The sequence below is a fragment of the Shimia sp. R9_2 genome (genome assembly GCF_017743735.1).
In the GTDB taxonomy this organism is placed as follows: Bacteria; Pseudomonadota; Alphaproteobacteria; order Rhodobacterales; family Rhodobacteraceae; genus Shimia.
In genome coordinates this window covers 38,973-60,913 of sequence record NZ_JAGHRO010000006.1, presented here as the reverse complement: position 1 = coordinate 60,913, position 21,941 = coordinate 38,973, and the positions used below count along the sequence as shown (strand labels likewise).

Genomic DNA, 21,941 nt, shown 5'->3' with positions numbered 1-21,941 from the left:
TATGTTTGACGATTTTCTCATTCGCGCGATTTTTGCCGGCGTTGGTGTGGCGCTTGCGGCAGCCCCTTTGGGCTGCTTTGTGGTCTGGCGGCGGATGGCCTATTTTGGCGATGCGACGGCCCATGCGGCGATCCTTGGGGTGGCGCTGTCTTTGGCGCTCGGGGTCTCGATCTTTGCAGGCGCGATGGCGATTGCGCTGGCCATGGCGCTGACGGTGTCCAACCTCTCGGAAAAAGGCTTTGGCGTCGACACGCTGCTTGGGGTGTTGGCGCATTCGGCATTGGCGTTCGGTCTTGTGGCGGTGTCTTTTCTACAAGGGGTAAGGCTGGACCTGATGTCCTACCTGTTTGGCGATATTCTGGCGGTGAGCAAAACCGATCTGATCGTGATCTGGGGCGGCGCGGCGCTGGTTGTCGGGCTGATGGCCTGGCGCTGGCAGGCGCTACTGACGGCCACATTGAACCGGGACCTTGCCTATGCCAGCGGGCTAAATCCGCAGCGTGAACAACAGCTTATGACATTTGCGTTGGCCATTGTGGTGGCGGTGGCGATCAAGGTGGTTGGGGCCTTGCTGATTGTGGCGATGCTGATCATTCCGGCGGCAGGGGCACGTGCGGTGGCACGCTCGCCAGAAGTCATGGCCTTTGGGGCTGCGGGCATCGGCGCGGCGGCTGCGGTGGGCGGATTGGGACTGTCTTATCAGATGGATACGCCTGCCGGACCGTCTGTGGTTTGCGTCGCCGCCGCGCTGTTTTTGGTGATGACAGTGCTTGGCCGCCTGCTGCGCCCAGCGCAGAATTAACCAATTTTCACGGACGTCTGTATCGCGTCGGTATTGCGGCTGTATCGCGGAGGTGTGCATCTCAGTGTCACCATCCGCGTTAACACTTAGGACAGGCTCAGGTGAGCGCCGCCTGCACCAGTGCCTTGAGCTGCGCGCGGGTTGGGTAACTGCTGGACGGGGAGAGCTGGGTGAAGAAGACCACCGACAGCGACTCCATCGGGTCGATCCAGAAGAAGGTTGAGGCCATCCCACCCCAGCTGAAATCGCCAAAGCTGCCGGGACAGCGGGCGCGGGCAGGATCAAGCACCACCGCACCGCCAAGACCAAAGCCCATGCCTTCCATCGGCTGCTCGGCAAAACTCTGCGGTCCCATGGCGGCGATCTCATCGGGGAGATGGTTGTCCATCATGAAGGGAACGGTGCGTGGCGCGAGCAAGCGCGTGTCGCCCAGCGCGCCACCGCAGCGGAGCATTTCAACAAAGCGCAGGTAGTCGTCCATGGTGCCCACAAGACCGCCGCCACCGGAGAAGGTTTCCGCTTTCAGGAAAGGAGACCGCTCTGCGTTGTCCACTTCGCGCAGCGTGTTGGCACCGACCTTTGCCGCGTTGAGCGCCATCGCGTCCCCCTCAAGCGGGGTGTAAAGATCGGCGAAGCGCGACTCCGTTCCCGGCACAACTGAAAAGCCGGTTTCGGTCATGCCTAGCGGATCCAGGATTTCATCGCGGAAAAACCGCTCCAGCGATTTGCCGGAGACCACCTCGATCACGCGGCCCAGAATGTCGATGCCCACGGAATATTCCCAACGCTGCCCCGGCGCGAAGGCCAGCGGCAGGGCGGCGACTTTGTTCACAACGTCTTCGAGTTTGCCTTGGGTGGGTTTGAAGAGCAGATCTTCGGCATCCATGGCTTCTGCAACAAGACCCGGATTGAACGGATAGGTCAGACCGCTGGTGTGGACGGCAAGCTGGTGCAGGGTCGGGCTGGCGCAGGGTTCCACCTGATCCAGCGAGGTCGCGCCGGGGATCAGGGCATGGCTGTCGGCAAAGCCGGGGATGAACTCAGAAACCGGGGCGTCCAGATGAACAAGGCCGCGCTCCACCAGCATCATCAGCGCTACCGTGGTGATCGGTTTGGTCATGGAATAGATGCGGGCAACGGTGTCGCGCTCAAACGGCAGGTTATGCGACAGGCTGCGCAGGCCGGTGGCATGATCAAACACCACATCGCCCTCTTTGGCGATCAGCAGGGCGCAACCGGCATATTTGCGGTCGGCAACGAGCTGATCCATCCAGCCGGAGAGCACCTCCAAGCGGCCGACATCAAACCCTCTGTCTTGGGGTAACGCTGTGCCGATCATGGTGCTGTTCCTCATTGTCATGCCTCACACTGCCTCTATGCCATCAAAATGAGCAAGGCCAGAAAAGCGTTCCAGTTTTTGAAAGGTGACGCAAAGCCACGCTCTGTTAAGCCTGATCGGCTTTGATGCGCCTTGGGAATCACAGCATAGTGGCCCCACGGATGACCATCCGGGCTGTAGAATACGCCGCTCAGGGAGAGAGCATGACCAAGACGACACAGTGGATCAGACGCGGCCTTGCTGTGTTGGCCACATTTAGCGCGGTGCAGTTTGCCGCTGCGCAGACGAGCTCACAGACTGCGGACACGGCAGGCGGCAAGATCGCGCAGGCGGTTTATGTCTATGGCAACAGTCTGGTGCACCACCTGACCGACAGCGATGAAACCACCGCGCCGCATTGGATGGCGGTGTTTGCCAAAGCCGCAGGAACCGACCTGCGACTGGATGGCCAATGGGGCTTTTTGCGCGATTTTGCCCAAAGCGGCCGGCCCTCTGCCAATTGGCGATTTGAAGAGGTGCAACGCGGCTGGACGCGCGCCTATCGCAACTTTGCCGATGTGGGCTGGGACAGTGTGCTGATCACGCCTGCAAACTTCATTCAATATCGCACACCAGAGCAGCCTTATGAGGGCGACAATCCGGACAATTACTCCCCGGTCACCGCGACGCTGGACGTGATCGACAATTTGCAGGAACGGCTCGGCGATGCAGCGCCGGTGCGCTACGCGATTTATGAGGGCTGGGCCTATATGGGCAATCAGGTGCGCCGCTTCCCGCCAAATGCGCGCCAGCTGCGCAAATATCAGCGGTTCAACACCGGGGACTATCATGCGTGGTTTGAAGACTATGTGGATCAGCTGCGCGCGGCGCGGCCTGAGGTGCGGATTGACCTGATCCCCGTGGCCAGCGTGATGGCACAATTGCTGGATGGGGGCGTTTTGGAAGGCATGCCGTCTGAGGCGCTCTATTCCGACGATGCGCCCCATGGCACGGCGACCACTTACCTACTGGCCGGAGCGATCACATATGTCTGGCTGTTTGAATCCGAACTGCCGCTGGCGGTCGCGTTGCCAGACACGATCCATCCGGATGTGCGCACCTATTGGGAGGCCGTGCGCGATGAAATTCACCGTCTGGTGCTGCGCCCGATTGAGGCGGCCAACAAAGGCGCGGCGCTGGAGCAAAGCGGATTTTCCGACGCAGTAGACAGCCCTTCGGAATTGGCAGGACTGGGGCTGGCCGATCCGGCGCTGTCCATGGGGCTGAGCGAGGTCAGCGATTGGGCGACGCAGCATCCGTTTCTCAACCGTATGAAGACTGCGCGCCCCTGGGTTGGCCATGTCGACGGGCGCTGGGGCGCGCTGAGTTTTGAGGACCTGCAGGATCGCGGATTGGTCGATGAGCACGGCTGGGTCTGGGGATTGCCCGAAGATATCGAGGCGATTGAAACGGTGTTGTTCACCGATCAGCCGGAGGAGTCCTCAGGACTCGCTGGGCGCTACCGCGTCACCTGGCAGGGCAAAGGCGCAATCGAGCTCACCGGGCGTGCGCGTGTGGTGCGGGAAGCTCCGGGAGAGATCTGGTTTGATTACACGCCCGGCGATGGGCTGGTGGGGATCAAGATCCGCAACCCGGATCCGGAGCTGTCCGGCGACTATGTGCGCGACATCACAGTGCTGTCGATGGTGCATATCCCGCTGTGGAAGGCGGGTGTGATTTTCAATCCGGATTGGCTGAACGTGGTGGATGATCTGCGTCAGGTCCGGTTCATGGATTGGATGCAGACCAACGGCTCCACGCAATCGCGCTGGGACGGACGCCCCTTGCCCAGCGATTTCACCTATGCCTGGCGCGGTGTCCCGGTTGAGGTGATGGTTGCGCTGGCCAATCAAATCGGTGCGGACCCTTGGTTCAACATGCCTCACCTCGCGGAGGCTGACTATATGACCCGCTTTGCCACCTATGTGCGCGACCATCTGGACCCGGAACTGGTGGCCCATGTGGAATACTCCAACGAGCTTTGGAACTGGGGATTTGAGCAGGCGCAATGGGTGTTGCGCGAAGGCGAGGCCCGCTGGGGCAAAGGCAGCGACGTGCAGATGCAGTTTGCCGGGATGAAAGCCGCCGAGATGGCGCAGATCTGGGGGGATGTCTTCGGCGACGCAGCAGAGGCGCGCCTGAGCCGGGTGATCGCAGTGCATACCGGCTGGCCCGGTTATGAGGACGGATTGCTTGAGGCCCCGCTATGGCAGGCAGAGGGCAATCCTGCTCCGGTGAGCCTGTTTGAGGCCTATGCTGTGACCGGATATTTTGGCGTTTCGCTTGGCGTTGAAGAGGGTGCGGAAACCGTGCGTGGCTGGCTTGAAGAGGCGCGCGCGGCAGCGGAGGCAGCCGGCAGTGCGGAAGGCCTGCAACGGGTTGCATTGCGTGAATTTGTGGCGGAGCGGCGACATGATGGGCTGTTTGCCAAAGCCGCAGAGGCGCTGCGGTCAGGCGATCTGCGTCGGATGACGCAGGAGTACCTGCCTTATCACGCAGAGCGCGCGCGCGAAGCCGGGCTGGATTTCCTGATGTATGAAGGCGGCAGCCATGTGGTGGGCGTTGGTGTTGAGGCCAATGACGAAGCGCTCACGGATTTCTTCACCGCCTTCAGCGCAAGCGAAGAGCTGGCGGAGGTCTATGATGAGATGCTGGTGGCCTGGCGGCGGCTGGGCGGGCGCGGCTTTAATGCCTACAGCGACGTGGGGCGTCCCAGCAAATGGGGCAGTTGGGGGCATCTGCGGCATCTGTGGGACAAGACCCCGCGCCAAGACCGGTTGACCGCCTACAACATCGACGGGCCGCATTGGGCCGAAACCCGCGACAGGGATGCGTTTTTGCACGGCGGGATTTATCTGGGCAGCGACGGGCGGGACCGGCTCGAAGGCACCGGCAAGCGCGATGTGCTTTTGGGCGGGGATGGCAATGATATTCTGGTCGCCCGCGGACGCGGCGATCTGCTGCATGGCGGGCCTGGCCTGGATCGCGTGCTGCTGCCGGGCACCCGTGCAGACTACAGCTGGGAACGTGACGGCGCGCGGGTGCGTGTCCGCGCGGAAGGGCGAGACTATCTTCTGACCGAGATCGAGGCCGTGGCCTTTGAGGACGCGCCGGCATTGGTGCTGCCACTCTCTGGCTTTCTGTAGAGGGCAATTGAGACACAGGGTTGACAATGCAGGCAGATCCCCCTGCCCGTGTGTGATTGGCTCTGTTAGGGTCGCCGCGATTGACAAGAAGAAGGCATCCGCGCGGTGTTGAGCATCCTCATTCCAGCGAACAATGAAGCGGCCCATATCGGGACCTGCCTTGAGGCTGTGCTGGCATCAGAGGGTCTGGCATGCGCGCAGATTGTGGTGGCTGCCAATGGGTGCAGCGACAGCACTGTGACAATCGCCAAAGGTTTTGCGGAGCGCGCGGCACAGAAGGGCTGGGATCTGGTTGTTCTGGACCTGCCTGCCATCGGTAAGATTGGTGCATTGAATGCAGCGGATGCGGCGGCAGATTACGAAATGCGTGCCTATCTGGATGCGGATGTGATCGTCGATGCGGCAGTGTTTGGCGAGCTGGCAGGTGTTCTGGCAACAGAGGCGCCGCGCTATGCAAGCGGTCAGTTGCGCCTGAGCAAGGCCGCGACCTGGGCGACACGGGCCTATGCGCGCACCTATGCCAAAGTGCCTTTCATCACCGAAGGCGTGCCCGGTGCAGGGTTGTTTGCAGTGAATGCCGCAGGGCGCGCGCGCTGGGGCGACTTTCCCGACATTATCTCTGATGACACCTTTGTGCGGCTGTCCTTTGCCCCCGCAGAACGGGTGGGCGTGTCAGCCGGATACGATTGGCCGCTGGTAGAAGGCTTTGGTGCCTTGGTTCGGGTGCGGCGGCGGCAGAATGCCGGTGTGGGTGAGGTTTTTGCGCGTTTTCCAGAGCTGGCGAAGAACGACAACAAGCTGCCGGTACGTGCGGGGCAAATGCTGGGCATGGCGCTGTGTGATCCGATTGGGTTTGGCGTTTATGTGGCGGTGGCCTTGGTTGTGAAATTCACCCCGCAGAGGGCGCAGGGTTGGGAGCGCGGGCGATGAGCCGCCTGCAGCAGATCACGAAAGGCCAATCGCTGGCCGCACGCGCGTTGCGCAGCGGCGGGCTGACTATTTTGGGTTATGGTGGCAGTCAGGCGCTCAGGCTGGCCTCCAACCTGATTTTGACGCGGCTTCTGTTCCCCGAAGCCTTTGGCCTGATGAGCCTTGTCTGGGTGTTCATGCAGGGGCTGAACAACCTCAGTGATATGGGCGTGAGCCAGTCGATCCTGCAATCCAAGCGGGGCGAGGATCCGGCGTTTCTCAACACGGCCTGGACCATTCAGGTGTTGCGGGGCGCGGTGCTGATGGTCATGACCTGGGCCTTGGCGGCACCGGCGGCGGTGTTTTATGACGCACCGGAGCTGGCGCAGATCCTGCCTGTGGTCGGGATCACCCTGCTGATTTCCGGTCTGTTTCCCACCAAGAAAGACAGCGCCAACCGCAATCTGGTTCTGGGCCATCTCACAGCGATTGACCTGGGCGCGCAGGTGATTGGATTGGTGGTGGGTGTGCTGGTGGCCTGGGCCACAGGATCCGTGTGGGCATTGGTGGCCAGCGCGGTGTCCACGCTGATCATCCAGCTGATCTCCTACCACCTGCTGCTGCCCGGAGCGGGAAATCACGTCCGCTGGGAGCGTCCGGCCTCACGGGAACTGATCCACTTTGGCAAATGGATCTTTCTTTCTACGGCGGCCGGGTTCCTGCTGAGTCAGGGGGACAAAATTGTTCTGGGGAAATTCCTGAGCCTGAGTGCGCTTGGCATCTACAACATCGGCTATTTCCTAGCCTCCTTCCCATGGCTGTTGGGCGGGATGCTGGCGGGGCGATTGCTGATCCCGATTTACCGCGAAAAGCCTCCGCATGAGAGCGCGGAGAACCGCGCGCATTTACACAAGATGCGGCTGTTGCTGAGCGGCGGATTGTTTGCGCTGCTGACAAGTTTCGCGCTGCTTGGACCGTGGCTTGTCGAGACACTTTATGACCCGCGCTATGCACTGGCTGGCGGGATTGTTGTGTTGCTCGCGCTGATGCAGATCCCTCAAATGATTGCGCTGACCTATGACAATGCGGCGCTGGCGGCCGGTGACAGCCGAGGGTTTTTCCTGCTTGCCGCGACACGCGCCGGATTGGTGATGACAGGGCTCATCTTGGGAGGAACGCAGTTCGGCCTGACGGGAGCGCTGATCGGGCAAGGCTTGGCAATGATGTTGGCCTATCCGGTTGTCATCTGGCTGGCGCGCAAACACGCGGCGTGGGACGCGCGCCACGATGCTTTGTTCTGGGCTGTGGGCGTTGGGGTCGGTGCATTGGTATGGGTCTTGCATCAAAAGACCATTTTCGCACTTTCTGCCCTCAATTTGCCCTGATTTGACCTTTCTGAAGTATGGTTGTGATTTTACTTTTAAGCGAAATGAAAGAGCTTTTTTGTAAAGGAAAGGCTGATCTCACGCGCGTTTGGCGCAGGTGACTTTGGCGGGCAAGAATTTGAGCGACACTGTAACGAAGACTGTCCAAGCGACAGATATTGCCATTGTCGGTATGGCGGCGCATTTGCCCGGCGCGGCCAGCATTGAGGAATATTGGCAAAATTTGCGCGACGGTATCCGCTCTATCAAACAGCTCAGCGAAGAGGACCTGCTGGCAAACGGCGAAAGCCAGGCGCGGCTCAACCACCGAAATTACGTGCCTGCGGCGGCGATGCTGGACGGGTTTGCCGAGTTTGATGCGGAGTTTTTTGGCCTGTCTCCCAAAGAGGCCGCGATCATGGACCCGCAGCACCGCCAGTTTCTTGAGGTGAGCTGGGAAGCGCTTGAAAACGCGGGCCATATGCCAGAGCATTTTGGCGGACCCATCGGGGTTTTCGCAGGCTGCGGCATGGGCAGCTATTTCTATTTCAACCTCTGCAGCAACCGTGATCTGGTGGACAACACCGGCATGTTTCTGCTGCGCCACACCGGGAACGATAAGGATTTTCTGGCCACGCGGCTGAGCCATATTCTGGACCTGAAAGGCCCCAGCCTTGGCGTGCAGACCGCCTGTTCCACCTCGCTGGTCGCGGTGCATTATGCGGCGCAGTCAATCCTGAATGGCGAGTGTGACATGGCGATTGCAGGCGGTGTCACCATCGAGCTGCCCCATGGGCGGGGCTATGTGTTTCAGGATGGCGAGATCCTGTCACCGGATGGGGAATGCCATGCCTTTGACCATCGTGCGCAGGGCACGGTGTTTGGCTCGGGCGCAGGCGCGATTGTGCTGCGCCGGCTCAGCGATGCGATTGCTGATGGCGATCACATCTGGGCCGTGATCAAGGGTTCTGCGGTCAACAATGACGGCTCTGACAAGGCGGGTTATCTGGCCCCCTCTGTGGGCGGGCAAGCGGCGGCGGTGGCAGATGCGCTTTCGATCGCGGATGTCAGTGCGGACACGGTGGATTATGTGGAGTGCCATGGCACCGGCACCTATCTGGGGGATCCGATAGAAGTAGCCGCGCTGACCGAAGCCTATCGGGAAACCACTGAAGAGACTGGGTTTTGCCGGATCGGATCGGTGAAGACCAATATCGGCCATCTGGACACGGCGGCAGGGGCTGCGAGCCTGATCAAAACGGCGCTGTCGCTGCATCACAAAGAGATGCCGCCAAGCCTCGGGTTTGAAGCGCCCAATCCGGCGATAGATTTTGAAACCAGCCCATTTGCGGTGAATGCCGCGTTGCGGAGCTGGGAGCGACGCAAGGGGCCACGGCGCGCCGGGGTGAACAGCCTTGGCGTGGGGGGCACCAACGCCCATGTGGTGATTGAAGAAGCCCCGGGCCGCCCAGACAGCGCTGAAAGTGACTGGCCGCTGCAACTGATTGCGGTGTCAGGGCGCGGCGCAAAGGCCTTGGAAGCCAATACAGCCAATCTGGCGGCACATCTGAGGGCGCACCCGGAGCAGCCGCTGGCGGATGTGGCCTTCACCCTATTGACCGGTCGGCGCGCGTTTGAAAATCGCCGGATTGTGCTGGCAGAAAGCCATGAGGACGCGGCGGCGCTTCTGGAAAGTAATGATCCGCGACGGGTGTTTACGCGCCGCGCAGAAGCTTCGCCGGAAGTGGTCTTCATGTTCCCGGGCGGCGGGGCGCAATATGTGGGCATGGGGCGTGATCTCTTTGAAACAGAGCCTGTTTTTGCCGATTGGATGGAGCGCGGCTTTGCACATCTGGCGGACAAAGGCGGGGAAGAGCTGCGTGCGCTGTGGCTTGCGACGGGCGAGGATGTTGCAAAGGCTGAGGAGCGGCTGAAACGGCCAAGCCTGCAACTGCCGCTGATCATGATGGTGGAATACGCACTGGCGCAGCTGTGGATCAGCTGGGGGGTGACGCCCGCCGCATTGATCGGGCATTCCATGGGCGAGAACACGGCCGCCTGTCTGGCTGGCGTGATGTCGTTTGAGGACTGTCTTGGGCTGGTGCATCTGCGCGGACAGTTGTTTGACCGGGTGCCCGCAGGCGGGATGCTGTCGGTGCCTTTGCCGCTGGCGGAGCTTGAGGCGTATCTGGGCGAAGATCTGGACATTGCCTCGGTAAATGCGCCCACACTCACTGTGGTTTCAGGCTCAGACGTGGCACTGGATGTGCTCGCGACCAAGCTGGCGATGAAGAAGATCGACACGCAGCGTGTGCCGATCAACATCGCCGCACACTCGCGGATGCTCACACCGATCCTTGAGGAATTCGGCGACTATCTGCGCGGGATTGACCTCACCGCGCCAACCTTGCCGATCATTTCCAACCGCACCGGTAAAGCGCTGCTGGATCACGAGGCGACGGACCCAGAATACTGGGTCGGTCATCTGCGCCATACCGTGCTGTTTGCTGATGGCATCTCTGAGCTGGCCCAGAAATCCGGCCGGATCTATCTGGAGGTCGGCCCCGGCAAAGCCCTGTCATCTCTCAGCAAAATGCATGCTGACGTGAAGGCGGATCAGGTGCTGTCGTCATTGCGCCACCCGGAAGAACAGACCGCCGATGATCTCTATTTCCTGACCGTGTTGGCCGAGCTTTGGACCTTCGGAGTGGAAGTGGATTTTGAGCATCTTTGGGGAGAGCTGCCCCGTCAGAAAGTTGTGTTGCCCACATATGCGTTCCAGCGCAGCCGCTATTTCATTGAGCCGGGGCAAGGGCAGGCTGACGCGGCAGATGAGCTGCTGATGCGGCTGCAGGACACCGCCGACTGGACCTACGCTCCCGTATGGACGCCGCGGCTGGCGGAATGCGAGATTGATGTTGAAACAGAACTGGAGCGGGCAGAGCGGCACAGTTGGCTGATCTTTGTTGATCAAGGCGGCACTGGATCGGCCCTGGCAGACAAGCTGCGCGCTGCGGGTCAGGATGTGGTGACAGTCATCACCGGTGATGCCTTTGCCGAGATTGGCCCGGATGCCTATGCGCTGGCACCAGAACGCGGGCGCGAGGGCTATGATGCCTTGATGCATAGCCTGATGGCCAAAGGGCGCGCGCCGGATCGGATTGTGCATCTGTGGCTGCTCACTGAAGATGAAAGCCATCGCCCCGGTTCAAGTTTTTTCCATCGCAATCAGGAACAGGGGCTGATGAGCCTGTTTTTCATCACGCAGGCGGTGAGCGAAGAAAACCTGCCGACCCCACTGCACATCACAGCCGTAAGCAATGGCGCCGTGCAGGCGCGTGCAGAGGCCCTGCCCTATCCGGAGAAAGCCACTGCGCTTGGGGCGGTACAGGTGATGGGTCGCGAGCTGCCCGGGGGAAGCGCAAGCCTGCTGGATGTGGAGGCGCCGAGCAAAAAGACACGTGGCACGCTGATCCCCCGCCTTTTGGAGGAAGTGCTGGCCCCGCCAAAAGCGCAGATCGCAGCGTGGCGCGGAGAAAAACGGTTTGAGCGTGGCTATCGCAAAGTTGCGCTTGAAGGCGAAGACATGCCCGTCTGGCAACAAGGTGGCACCTATCTCATCACCGGTGGATTTGGCGGCATTGGGCTTACATTGGCGGAACGCATGATCCGCGAAGCCGGTGCAAATGTTGTTCTGCTGGGACGCGAGAGCCTACCCGCACGTGAAAGCTGGGCGCACTACCTGCAAAACCATGCTCCACACGATCGCGTGGCGCAGCGGATGCGCGCGGTAGAGCGGCTCGAAAGCCTTGGTGGCAGCGTGCTGCCCCTGGCGGCGGATGTGTGCAACAGTGACGAGATGGCCACAGCGGTCGCCGCCGCAAGAGAGGCTTTTGGCGAGATCAACGGCGTGATTCATGCGGCGGGTCTTATTGATGACGGCCCCCTATTGGCAAAGACCTCAGCAAGCATCGAAGATGTGCTGGCGCCCAAGCTGCACGGCACGCAGGTGCTGGAGCAGCTGTTCCCGGATGGCAGCCTTGATTGGCTGGTGCTGTTCGCCTCCTCCTCTACCGCCACAGCCCCTGCGGGGCAGCTCGACTATGTGGCGGCAAATGCCTATCTGAATGCCTACGCGCAGACGCGCGCAGGCGGAAAAACGCGGGTGCGCGCAATCAACTGGGGGCTATGGGCCGAGGTCGGCATGGCGGCAGACGCCGTGGCGGCGCGGCAAGGCAGCCCAACGGAGGCGCCGGTTGAGGCGATTGACACGCCCTTGCTCACAGGGGCCGGGTTTGATGCACAGGGCAACCGCATCTTTACTGCCGACCTGACAGCTCAGGACTGGATTTTGGATGAGCATCGCACGGGGGACGGTGCGGCGGTGATGCCGGGCACCGGCTATATCGCCCTAGCGTATGAGGCACTGGCTGCGCAGGGGGAAAGCGAGAGCTTTGCCATCGAGGACCTGCTGTTCCTGCGGCCCTTACATGTGGCGGAGGACGCGGATTGCGCGCTGCGCGTCACCCTGCGGCGAAGCCCTGCAGGCTATGCTTTTGCTGTGCAAACGGCGGTGCAGTTTGACGGGCAAGAGGGCTGGCAGACACATGCGGAAGCGCAGCTCGTTCCTGTGAGGGAAACACCGGCGACGCGGCTGAATGTTTCTGAAATCGCGGCGTCCTGTCCGATCAACAATGATGGCTTTGGCGCAGCATTGCGCGCGCCGCAGGAAGCGCATATGCGCTTTGGCCCGCGCTGGAAGGTATTGCGCGAAACCGCTCTGGGCGAGAAGCAAGGTCTGGCAAAGCTGCGGCTTGATGCCCAGTTTGACGGGGACGGTTTGCAGATGCATCCGGGGCTGCTGGATATTGCCACCGGGTGGGCGATGGACCTGATCCCCGGATATGCGCAAGGACATTTGTGGGTGCCGGTGAGATATGCGCGACTGGCCCAGTTTGCTCCACTGCCTGAAACTGTTGTGAGCCATGTGCGGCTGGTGAGCGGAGACAGCGCGTCAGGCTCGGCACGGTTTGATGTGTCGCTGGCGGATGCTGGGGGCAACATATGTGTCAAGGTGAGCGGGCTTGCCTTGCGCCAAGTGGAAACCGCTGCCGGATTCACCAAGGCACAGCCCTTGAGCAAGAGCGAATTTCAGTTTGCAGACCCGGGCGCAGCGCTCGCCCCGCTCTCTGCCGCAGAGGAGCGGCTGGCCCACAATCTGTCCCAAGGCATTCCCCCAGAAATTGGCGCCCAGATGTTTGAGGCGGCGCTGCGTGATCGACGCGCGCAACTGGTGGTGTCCTCGCTGGATCTCGCCGCGTTGATCAAGCAGGCGGAGGCCAGTGTTCAGGAAGACGCAGGGCCGACGCAGAGCTTTGAACGGCCTGAATTAGAGACTGATTTCATCGCCCCACGCACGGATATAGAGCGCACGCTGGCCGGGTTCTGGCAGGAGCTTTTGGGTGTTGAGCAGGTTGGCGTGCAGGACAGTTTCTTTGATCTCGGCGGGCACAGCCTGATTGCGGTGCGTCTGTTTGCCATGGTCAAGAAAGCCTGGTCGATCGACTTCCCGATTTCGGTTCTGTTTGAAGCGCCGACCATTGAGACTTGTGCAGCGCTGATCGCGGATCGTGTCGGGGATCAGGGGCCACAGACCTTAGCGCAAAGCGCCGATGCACCTGAAGAGACCAAACCGACGACGCGCTTCACCCATCTGGTGCCGATGCATCAGGGGGAAGGTGGCTCCAGGACGCCGTTTTTCCTTGTGGCCGGGATGTTTGGCAATGTGTTGAACCTGCGCCATCTTGCGCATCTGATCGGCGCGGACCGCCCGTTTTACGGCCTGCAGGCGCGTGGTTTGTTTGGGGATGCACAGCCCCACGATGATCTGGTGGAGGCCGCCACAGACTACATCAAGGAGATGAAGCAGTTGCAGCCGGAGGGGCCTTATCTGTTGGGCGGGTTCTCCGGTGGTGGGATCACCGCTTATGAAATCGCGCGACAGCTTGAGGCCATGGGCGATGATGTCCGGCTGGTGGCGATGCTCGATACCCCTTTGCCGGTGCGCCGCGCATTGAGCCGTGCGGACCGGATGCGCATTCAGCTGCAGGAGCTGCGCGCCAAAGGTGTGGCCTATCCGGTGATCTGGGCCAAGAACCGCATCGCCTGGGAGATCGCGAAACGCCAACCTGCGCAGGAAACCGAGGCGCAGGGGCAGCAATTCCATGATGCGGAGATCGAAGCGGCATTTTTGCAGGCTGTGGCGCGCTATCAGGTGCAGAGCTGGAGTGGCAACCTCGCCCTTTTCCGCCCGCCGCTTCGGGGCAAATGGGCACTAGGCAATGGACGCTTGGTGGATCAGGACCGCGCATATGTGTTCCACGACAATGACTGGGGCCAATGGGTGCCGGATGTGCAGGTCTTTGAGGTGCCGGGAGATCACGATTCCATGGTGCTGGAACCCAATGTGCGGGTACTGGCAACCCGGCTTAAGGCGGTGATCGCAGCGGCGGAAGCTGAGGCTGCGCCGCACATGCTTCGGGAGGCCGCGGAATGAGTGCCCCCTCCTCTGTGCTGACTGTCATCCTCAACTGGCGCACTCCGGAGATGACGCTGAAGGCGGCGCAGGCTGCGGCACGGGAAATGGCGCAGCTTGAGGGGCAGATCGTGATTGTCGACAACGACAGCGGCGATGGCTCCTTTGAACAGATACGCGACGCGGTGGCGGCGGCTGATTGGGCGCAGGGGCGCATTGAGGTCGTGCAATCCGGCCACAACGGAGGCTTTGGCGCGGGCAATAATTTTGGCATGCGCCATGGGTTGGCCCAGCGCCGCTTTGACTACATCTATATCCTGAACTCTGACGCCTTTCCGGATGCGGGGAGCATTGCGGCGCTGGTGGATCATCTGGATCAAACACCGGAGTGCGGCTTTGCGGGCTCCTACATCCATGGCGAAGATCAAACACCGCATATCACAGCGTTCCGTTTCCCGTCGGTTTGGAGCGAGCTTGAAGGCGCTGCGCGGATCGGCCTGATCACGCGGCTGTTTGCGCGCCATGTGGTGCCGCTGCCCATGCCCTCAGCAACCACGCGGGTGGATTGGCTCGCGGGGGCGTCGATGATGATCCGGCGGCAGGTTCTGGAAGACATCGGCCTCTTTGATGAGACGTTCTTTCTCTATTTTGAGGAGACCGATCTGTGCCTGCGCGCGCGGCGCGCCGGTTGGCATGTGGACTATGTGCGCGCAAGTGAGGTCACGCATATCGGCTCGGTCTCCACCGGAATGAAAAACTGGCAGCGGATGCCGCAATACTGGTTTGACAGCCGGCAGCATTATTTCCGCAAGAACCACGGCACCCCCTACGCCGTAGCGGCGACGGTGGCCCATGTGCTTGGCAGCCTGCTTTGGAAACTGCGGCGCGCTGTCGGGCGCAAGCCGCGCCGCGACCCTGAGTATTTTCTACGGGATTTGATCGCCCATGCAATTAGGATGCGGCCGAGCGCACCGGGCGCGTCGGATGCCAAGACCCCGGCCCTGCCCCCAATTGAGGAGGCTGTCAAATGAGCCTTGATCGGCTGATGGATCGCCCGCCCATGCGCGGCGTCATTATTGGCAATGAGAGCCTGCTTGTGCAATGCGCGAGCCTTTGGCGGGACATGGGGCACAGTCTTGAGGCGGTGGTCACAAGGACAGCTAACATTCGCCAGTGGGCCGAGGCCGAAGGGCTGCGGGTGCTCTCCTCAGATGAGGATTTGGTGGCGGCGCTGAGAGGCGTTGAAATTGACTGGCTGTTGAGTGTCGCCAATCTGGATATGCTGCCGCAAGCGGTTTTGGATCTACCCTCTCAGGGCGCTGTGAATTTTCACGATGGGCCGCTGCCCCAATATGCTGGCCTGAATGCGCCGGTCTGGGCGCGCATCCATCAGGAGCCGCGCCACGGCATCACCTGGCACACCATGGAGGCGCAGGCCGACACCGGCAAAATCGTGGCCCAGCGCCTGTTTGATGTGGCCGAGAGTGACACTGCGCTGACGCTGAACACCAAATGCTACACCGCAGCGATGGAGAGTTTTCCGGATGTGGTGCACGCTCTGGCAGCGGGGCTGCCGGATGCAGAGGCGCAGGATCTGGGCGCGCGCAGCTACTTTGGCCGGACTGCACGGCCTGAAGCGGGCGGACGGCTTGATTTCACCAACAGCGCGCAGGCGATTGTGGCGCTGGTGCGGGCATTGGATCACGGGGACTACTACAATCCGCTGTGGGCCCCGAAGATCGCGGCCGTGGATCGCATCCTGTTGGTCAACGCCGCCGATCCCGTTGCAAACCCGACAGCAGCTGCCGCGGGCACTGTGCTTGCCTTTGACAACGACACCCTGACCATCGCATGCGGTGAAGGCGCGGTGCGGCTGGGCGGGCTGACGGATCTGGACGGCGCGCAGCTCAGCCTGTCGTCTGTGTTGCGGGGGGGCGAGGTTTTGTCTTCGCTCGACCTTAAGGCGCGCGAAGCCTGGACCGCCGCCATGTTGCCTGTGGCAAAGGCAGAGCCTTACTGGCGCGAACGTCTGGCGGAATTTGTGCCCGCCACACTGCCCATGGCAAGCGATGCCAATGCGAAAGCGGAGATGCAAAGCCTGACGCTCAATCTGTCAGAGACACCTGCCGAAAGCGTTCTGACAGCTGTGGCGGTGTGGGCGCTGAGATCAGGCGTTTCAGAGGTCTGCGGCGTGGCCTATCGCGGCCCGACACTGTCTGCCACAGCTTTGGTTTGCCCATGGGTGCCAATGCGGCTGCCCGCCGATCTTATGAGCGACACCACCGCAGAGGCGGATGCGCGGATGGCTGCGCTGGTGACCAAAGCGGACAACAGCGGTGGCTTTGCCCGCGATCTGATCGCACGCGATCCTGCGCTTTCCGCCCTGAAAGTGCCCGATATAGCGGTGCATCTGGGAGGCGGGCCCATTGGCGGCGCGGCGATGACCGTAGCGGTCAAAGACGGTACAGCGGCGTTGCATTTTGACGCCAAACGGGTCGAGCCGGAACAGGCTGCGAAAATGGCGGCGCGCTTGGAGCAGGTCGCCTCGCAACTTGCGAGCGCTGAAACGGTTGCACAGGCAGGCGCCCTTTCAGAAGAAGAACGCGCCGAGATTTTAGACGACTGGAACGACACAGAGGCAGCGGTTGATCCGGATGTGACCATGGTCGCGCAGTTTGAGGAGCAGGTCGCGAAAACGCCCGATGCGCCTGCGCTGGTGTTTGGCCATGAAATCCTGAGCTACGCCGAGCTCAACGCGCGCGCCAATCGGGCCGCACATGTTTTGCGTGACATGGGGGTGGACCGCGGCGCGCTGGTCGGGCTTTGCCTGCGTCGGTCTACGGAGCTTGTGGTGGCCGCACTCGGGATCTTGAAAGCAGGCGGGGCCTATGTGCCGATGGACCCGACCTACCCCACAGAGCGTTTGGCGCATTATATTTCGGACAGCGGCTGTGACGTGATCGTCACGCAGGCTGCCTTGGCCTACGCGCTGCCCAACCATCAGGCTCAAGTGCTTGAGATGGATACCGACGCGCGGCTGGCGGATGCAGAAAGCGGCAATCCTGAGCTGGTCGCCCGGGGAGAAGACCTCGCCTATCTGATCTACACCTCCGGTTCCACCGGTGTCCCAAAAGGCGTGATGGTAGAACATGGCAACGTGGCCAACTTCTTTGCCGGAATGGATGCGCGCATCCCTTATCAGGCGGGCGATGCCTGGATGGCGGTCACCTCGCTCTCGTTTGATATTTCGGTTCTGGAGCTGTTCTGGACCCTGTCGCGAGGCTTCAAGCTCGTGCTGTCAGGCGATGAAACATCCACCCAGATTTCCAGCGGTCGCTTGCCCACGCCCAAGGGCGAGATGGAGTTCTCGCTCTATTATTGGGGCAATGATGACGGCGCGGGCGAAAAGAAATATGAGCTTTTGCTGGAAGGTGCGAAATTTGCAGATGCCAATGGCTTCTGCGCGGTATGGACGCCGGAGCGACATTTCCATGCCTTTGGCGGGCCCTACCCCAACCCTTCGGTGACCGGCGCAGCAGTGGCCGCTGTGACCAAACAGATCGGCGTGCGGGCGGGCTCTTGCGTCGCGCCACTGCATCATACGGCACGGATTGCCGAAGAATGGGCGGTGATCGACAACCTCACCAACGGTCGGGCCGGGCTGGCTATTGCCAGCGGCTGGCAGCCTGATGATTTTGTGCTGCGTCCGGAGAACACACCGCCGGCGAACAAACCCGCGATGTTTGAGCAGATGGGCGCGCTGCGCAAATTGTGGCGCGGCGAAGAGGTCTCCTTTCCGAAGCAGGACGGCAGCCTGCATCCGGTGGTGACGCAACCGCGCCCTGTTTCCAAAGAGCTGCCGCTTTGGGTGACCACAGCGGGCAACCCGGAAACCTGGCAAGAAGCCGGGCGCAACGGGTGCCATGTGCTGACGCATCTGCTGGGCCAGAGCATCGAGGAGGTGGGCGAGAAGATCACGCTTTATCATGCTGCGCTGCGTGAGGCGGGCCATGATCCGGCGGATTTCAAAGTCACGCTGATGCTGCACAGTTTTCTGGCCGAAGACCGCGACACCGCGCGCGAGATCGCGCGGGAACCGATGAAAGACTACCTGCGCTCGGCAGCTGGGCTGATCAAGCAATATGCCTGGGCGTTTCCGGCGTTTAAGCGACCGGAGGGCGTGGACAATGCATTCCAGCTTGATCTGGGGAGCCTGACCGGCGAGGAGCTTGAAGGCATTCTGGACTTTGCTTTCCAACGCTACTTTGAGGAAAGCGGACTGTTTGGCACCATCGAGGATGCGCTTGAGCGCGTGGCGCAGGTTAAGAATATCGGTGTGACGGAGATCGCCTGTTTGATCGACTATGGCATCGCGCCAGAGACTGTGTTGGAGGGCTTAAAACCGCTGGCGAAAGTTGTGCAGCACTGCAATGAAAGTGGGGCGCTCGATCCGGAAGATGTGTCAATCGCCGCCCAAATGATGCGCCACGAGGTGAGCCATCTGCAATGCACCCCATCAATGGCTCGCATGCTGGCTGACAATGCCGAAGCGCGGTTTGCGCTGGCAGGGCTGCGGCATTTGATGATCGGCGGGGAGGCGCTTTCGGGCCATCTGGTAGCCGATCTTAAGACCGCAACCAAGGCTGACATCCAGAATATGTATGGGCCAACCGAAACGACCATCTGGTCCACGACCTCCCAAGCCGATGAGACCGAGGATGTGGCCAATGTGGGGACACCCATCGCAAATACGCAGGTCTATGTTGTGGACGAGGCAGGGGCTCCGGTGCCTGTGGGTGTGCCCGGAGAGCTGTGGATTGGCGGCAAAGGGGTAACGCGGGGCTATTGGCAGCGCCCGGCACTGACGGCGGAGCGGTTTGTCGAAAACCCCTTCGGGGATGGGCGGGTCTACAGGACCGGCGATCTGGTGCGCTGGCGCGAGGACGGCAAACTCGATTTCCTTGGCCGTGTGGATCATCAGGTGAAGCTGCGCGGCTATCGCATTGAGCTTGGTGAGATCGAGGCGCGGCTTGAGGAAATTGACGGCATTGTGCAGGCCGTTGTGATCGCCCGTGAGGACGTGCCCGGCGATGTGCGGCTGGTGGCCTATCTGCGCGGGGCTGTGCCCGCAGAGGCCGATATCCGAACCGCTGTGAGTGAAACGCTGCCAAGTTTCATGCGGCCTCAGCATTATGTCACGATGGATGCTTTCCCGCTGACCCCGAACAAAAAGGTGGATCGCAAGGCGCTGCCTGCGCCGCACACTCAGACCAGACCAACGCCTCCAAAGGCGATTGATCCTGCGACGACCCCGGGGAATTCGGCGGGTGGCGACATCCTCAAACTGGTGGCAGATGTCTGGGAGGAGGTGCTGGGCGTGGTAGAGATCCAAGGCGGTGACAACTTCTTTGACCTTGGCGGGCACAGTCTGTTGGCAGTGCAAGCGCATAGGGAGATCCGCAACCGCTCTGGCGCGGCCCAATTGTCGATCACCGATGTGTTCCGTTTCCCCACTCTGACCGGGTTGGCGGCGCGGGTGCAGGAGCTTTTGGGGATCGCGGCCCCTCAGGATGACCCCGAGGCGAAACCCCAAGAAGAACGTGAGACGCTTGGCAACAGCCGCGCAGAGATCATGCGCAAGCGGCGGGAGATGCGCGCACAGAGACGCGCGCGCGTGTCATGAGACCGGTCGCGCCACCGCTGATCGCGCTGCAACAGGGGCTTGCGCGGATTGCGCCCAAGGCGGTGGCCGTAGCGGTCAGCGATCCGAGAGGGTCTCTGGCGGTGGTCTGGCCCGAAGAGGCGCCAGCGATCGCAAAAGCGGTGCCCGCGCGACGGCGTGAATTTGCGGCGGGGCGTCATGCCGCGCGCATGGCGATGCGTGATCTGGACGTCGCAGAACAGGCGATACCGGCAGGGCAAGACCGCGCGCCCATCTGGCCGGAGGGTTTGACCGGCTCAATCAGCCATGACGGATCAAGCTGCATCGCGGTGCTTGGACGGCGGGAGGACTTTCACGCGCTGGGTGTGGATGTCGAGCCAGCGGAGGCGCTCCCGGCAGATGTGATCGACGCGGTTTGCACCCAACACGAATTGGACCGGTTGCTTGCGCTCCCTTCCGACCTGCGCGCGAGAGACGCAAGACGGCTGTTTTGCGCCAAAGAAGCGGTGTTCAAGGCGCAATATCCTCTGACGGGCTGTCTTTTTGATTTTAAGACCCTTGAGATCACATGGGCCGAAACCACCGCATATTTCACCGCGCGTTTTACGAGAGATGTCGGAAGTGTTCCGGCCAATGCCACGCTGTGTGGACAGGTGGGGGAAGCCGGTGGTCATATGTTTGCTTTGGTCGCCATAGGCGCGCACGCGGCGACGGAAAATGCCGAATTCCCCTTTTGCGCCATGGGATAACCATATTCACACGCCATAAAGGGACATCAAGAGCGCGGGGTCTGAGTCGCGCCGTTGGAAGGTTTGAGGACGGGCATGGATAAGATCCAGTCTATTGCTGAAGTGCTGGGCATGTTGCGCAGAAGGTCGTTTCTGTGGGTCAGTGTGATTGCCGCTGGGCTGCTGATCTCCCTTGCCTATGTGCTGAGCCTGCCGCGAGAGTATGAAACCTCCGCCACCATTCAGATCGAGCAGCCCTCCATCCAAACCGGCAGCACCACGCCGGGTGCGTTGAACGCTGACATGCTGCAAAAGCTGCAGATCGTGGAGCAGCGTGTGATGGCGCGGGACAATCTGCTGACCATCATCCAGAAGTTTGGGCTCTATCGCGACTCTGACCTGAGTGAGATGCAAAAGGTGGCCCTGCTGCGCGAAACTGCGCGGGTGGTGCATATCATCAACCCGGAATTTCGCTGGCGTCAGGATATCAGCCCGTCCGCTCTTCTGGTGACGGTGCGGATGACAGACCCGGTACTGGCCGCCAATGTGGCCAACGAGCTGGTCAACAATGTGCTGGAGCAGGAAGATCAGCGCCGCATCGCACGCATCACCGAAACGCTGAATTTCTTTGACAGTGAGGAGCGCCGTGTCGGGGCGGGTATTGCCGCCATGGAAACGCAGATCGCTGACTACAAACGGGACAATGCCGTTTTGCTGTCTGGCGGGGTGGAGGCTCTGCGGACCCGGCTTGTGGATCTCCAGCAGATCGAACTCGAAGTGCAGCGTCAAATCCTTGAGAATGAAAGTGCAGCTTCCGGCGGCAATTCGGTGCGCGCGCAGCGTGTGCGCCGCCTGAAGGAAGAGGCTGCGCTCTATCAACTGGAAATTGCCGAAATTGAGGCCGCGCTGGCAGATACGCCGCGACTGGAACAGCAATACGGCAAGCTGGAGCGTCAGCTTGCAAAACTGGAAGAGCAATATCAGGCAATCACGGCAGGTAAGGCCGAAGCCGAGATGCAGCAGATGCTGGAAGCGAGCCAACAGTCGGAAAGCTTTACCGTTCTGGAAAAAGCCTTGCCGCCGGATTGGCCTGTCGCTCCGTCGCGCAAACGCATTCTGGCGATGGGCGGATTGCTGAGCGTGATGGTCGCCATCAGCTTTGTGCTGTTGATTGAAATGCGCAGCCCGGTGATCTGGACTCGCGGACAACTGGAACGACAACTGCGGCTGCGCGCCGTGGCTGCAATTCCGGTGCTGCAGACACCCAAACAAAGGCGGCTCAAAACCTTGGGCTCAGTCGCCCGCTTTACAGCACTGATCGCAACCTTTGGGATGCTGGCCACGGCGATCTTGAACCTCAGCAGCTGAGCGCCACAATTCGGTCAAATTTGGCGGTGATGGGCGGATTTTTGCCGAA

The 21,941-nt window shown here is 61.1% G+C and carries 10 protein-coding genes; 9 read left to right on the top strand and 1 reads right to left on the bottom strand.

Translation table 11 applies throughout. The features are described from left to right. Window position 1 precedes the first annotated feature (1 nt). The gene (locus J7400_RS14675; protein ID WP_209064982.1) at window positions 2-802 is read left to right on the top strand and encodes a metal ABC transporter permease; all 801 of its coding nucleotides are present in this window, start codon (window positions 2-4) and stop codon (window positions 800-802) included. A 97-nt stretch (window positions 803-899) separates the two neighbouring features. Here the strand turns inward: J7400_RS14675 and J7400_RS14670 are convergent, their stop codons facing one another. After that, entirely contained in the window at window positions 900-2,072 is a 1,173-nt protein-coding gene (locus tag J7400_RS14670; RefSeq protein WP_209064981.1) for a serine hydrolase domain-containing protein, read from the bottom strand. A 272-nt stretch (window positions 2,073-2,344) separates the two neighbouring features. On the opposite strand from J7400_RS14670, the gene J7400_RS14665 reads away from it, so the two are divergent. The 8 genes from J7400_RS14665 (at window position 2,345) to J7400_RS14630 (ending at window position 21,892) form a co-directional block, all read left to right on the top strand. After that, on the top strand, window positions 2,345-5,326 hold the full coding sequence (locus J7400_RS14665) for a calcium-binding protein (protein ID WP_247738825.1): 2,982 nt from the start codon (window positions 2,345-2,347) through the stop codon (window positions 5,324-5,326). Between the two features lie 105 nt (window positions 5,327-5,431). Next, window positions 5,432-6,256, top strand: coding sequence for a glycosyltransferase family 2 protein (locus J7400_RS14660; RefSeq protein WP_348540179.1), 825 nt, complete (start codon window positions 5,432-5,434; stop codon window positions 6,254-6,256). Next, a complete protein-coding gene (locus tag J7400_RS14655; RefSeq protein WP_209064611.1) occupies window positions 6,253-7,620 on the top strand; it encodes an oligosaccharide flippase family protein in 1,368 nt (455 codons plus the stop codon). Before J7400_RS14660 ends, J7400_RS14655 begins: the two co-directional genes overlap by 4 nt. Before the next feature lie 118 nt (window positions 7,621-7,738). Then, a complete protein-coding gene (locus J7400_RS14650; RefSeq protein ID WP_209064609.1) occupies window positions 7,739-14,155 on the top strand; it encodes a type I polyketide synthase in 6,417 nt (2,138 codons plus the stop codon). Next, window positions 14,152-15,165 carry a glycosyltransferase family 2 protein gene (locus J7400_RS14645; protein WP_209064607.1) on the top strand — a complete coding sequence of 338 codons (1,014 nt, stop codon included), beginning with the start codon at window positions 14,152-14,154 and terminating at the stop codon, window positions 15,163-15,165. The genes J7400_RS14650 and J7400_RS14645 overlap by 4 nt, the downstream gene beginning before the upstream one ends. Beyond that, on the top strand, window positions 15,162-19,817 hold the full coding sequence (locus J7400_RS14640; protein WP_247738824.1) for a MupA/Atu3671 family FMN-dependent luciferase-like monooxygenase: 4,656 nt from the start codon (window positions 15,162-15,164) through the stop codon (window positions 19,815-19,817). Before J7400_RS14645 ends, J7400_RS14640 begins: the two co-directional genes overlap by 4 nt. Beyond that, window positions 19,814-20,545, top strand: a complete 732-nt coding sequence (locus J7400_RS14635) for a 4'-phosphopantetheinyl transferase superfamily protein (protein WP_209064604.1) — start codon at window positions 19,814-19,816, stop codon at window positions 20,543-20,545. Before J7400_RS14640 ends, J7400_RS14635 begins: the two co-directional genes overlap by 4 nt. 75 nt (window positions 20,546-20,620) lie before the next feature. Beyond that, window positions 20,621-21,892 (top strand): Wzz/FepE/Etk N-terminal domain-containing protein, encoded by a 1,272-nt coding sequence (locus J7400_RS14630; protein ID WP_209064602.1) that lies wholly within the window; start codon window positions 20,621-20,623, stop codon window positions 21,890-21,892. Window positions 21,893-21,941: the final 49 nt, after the last annotated feature.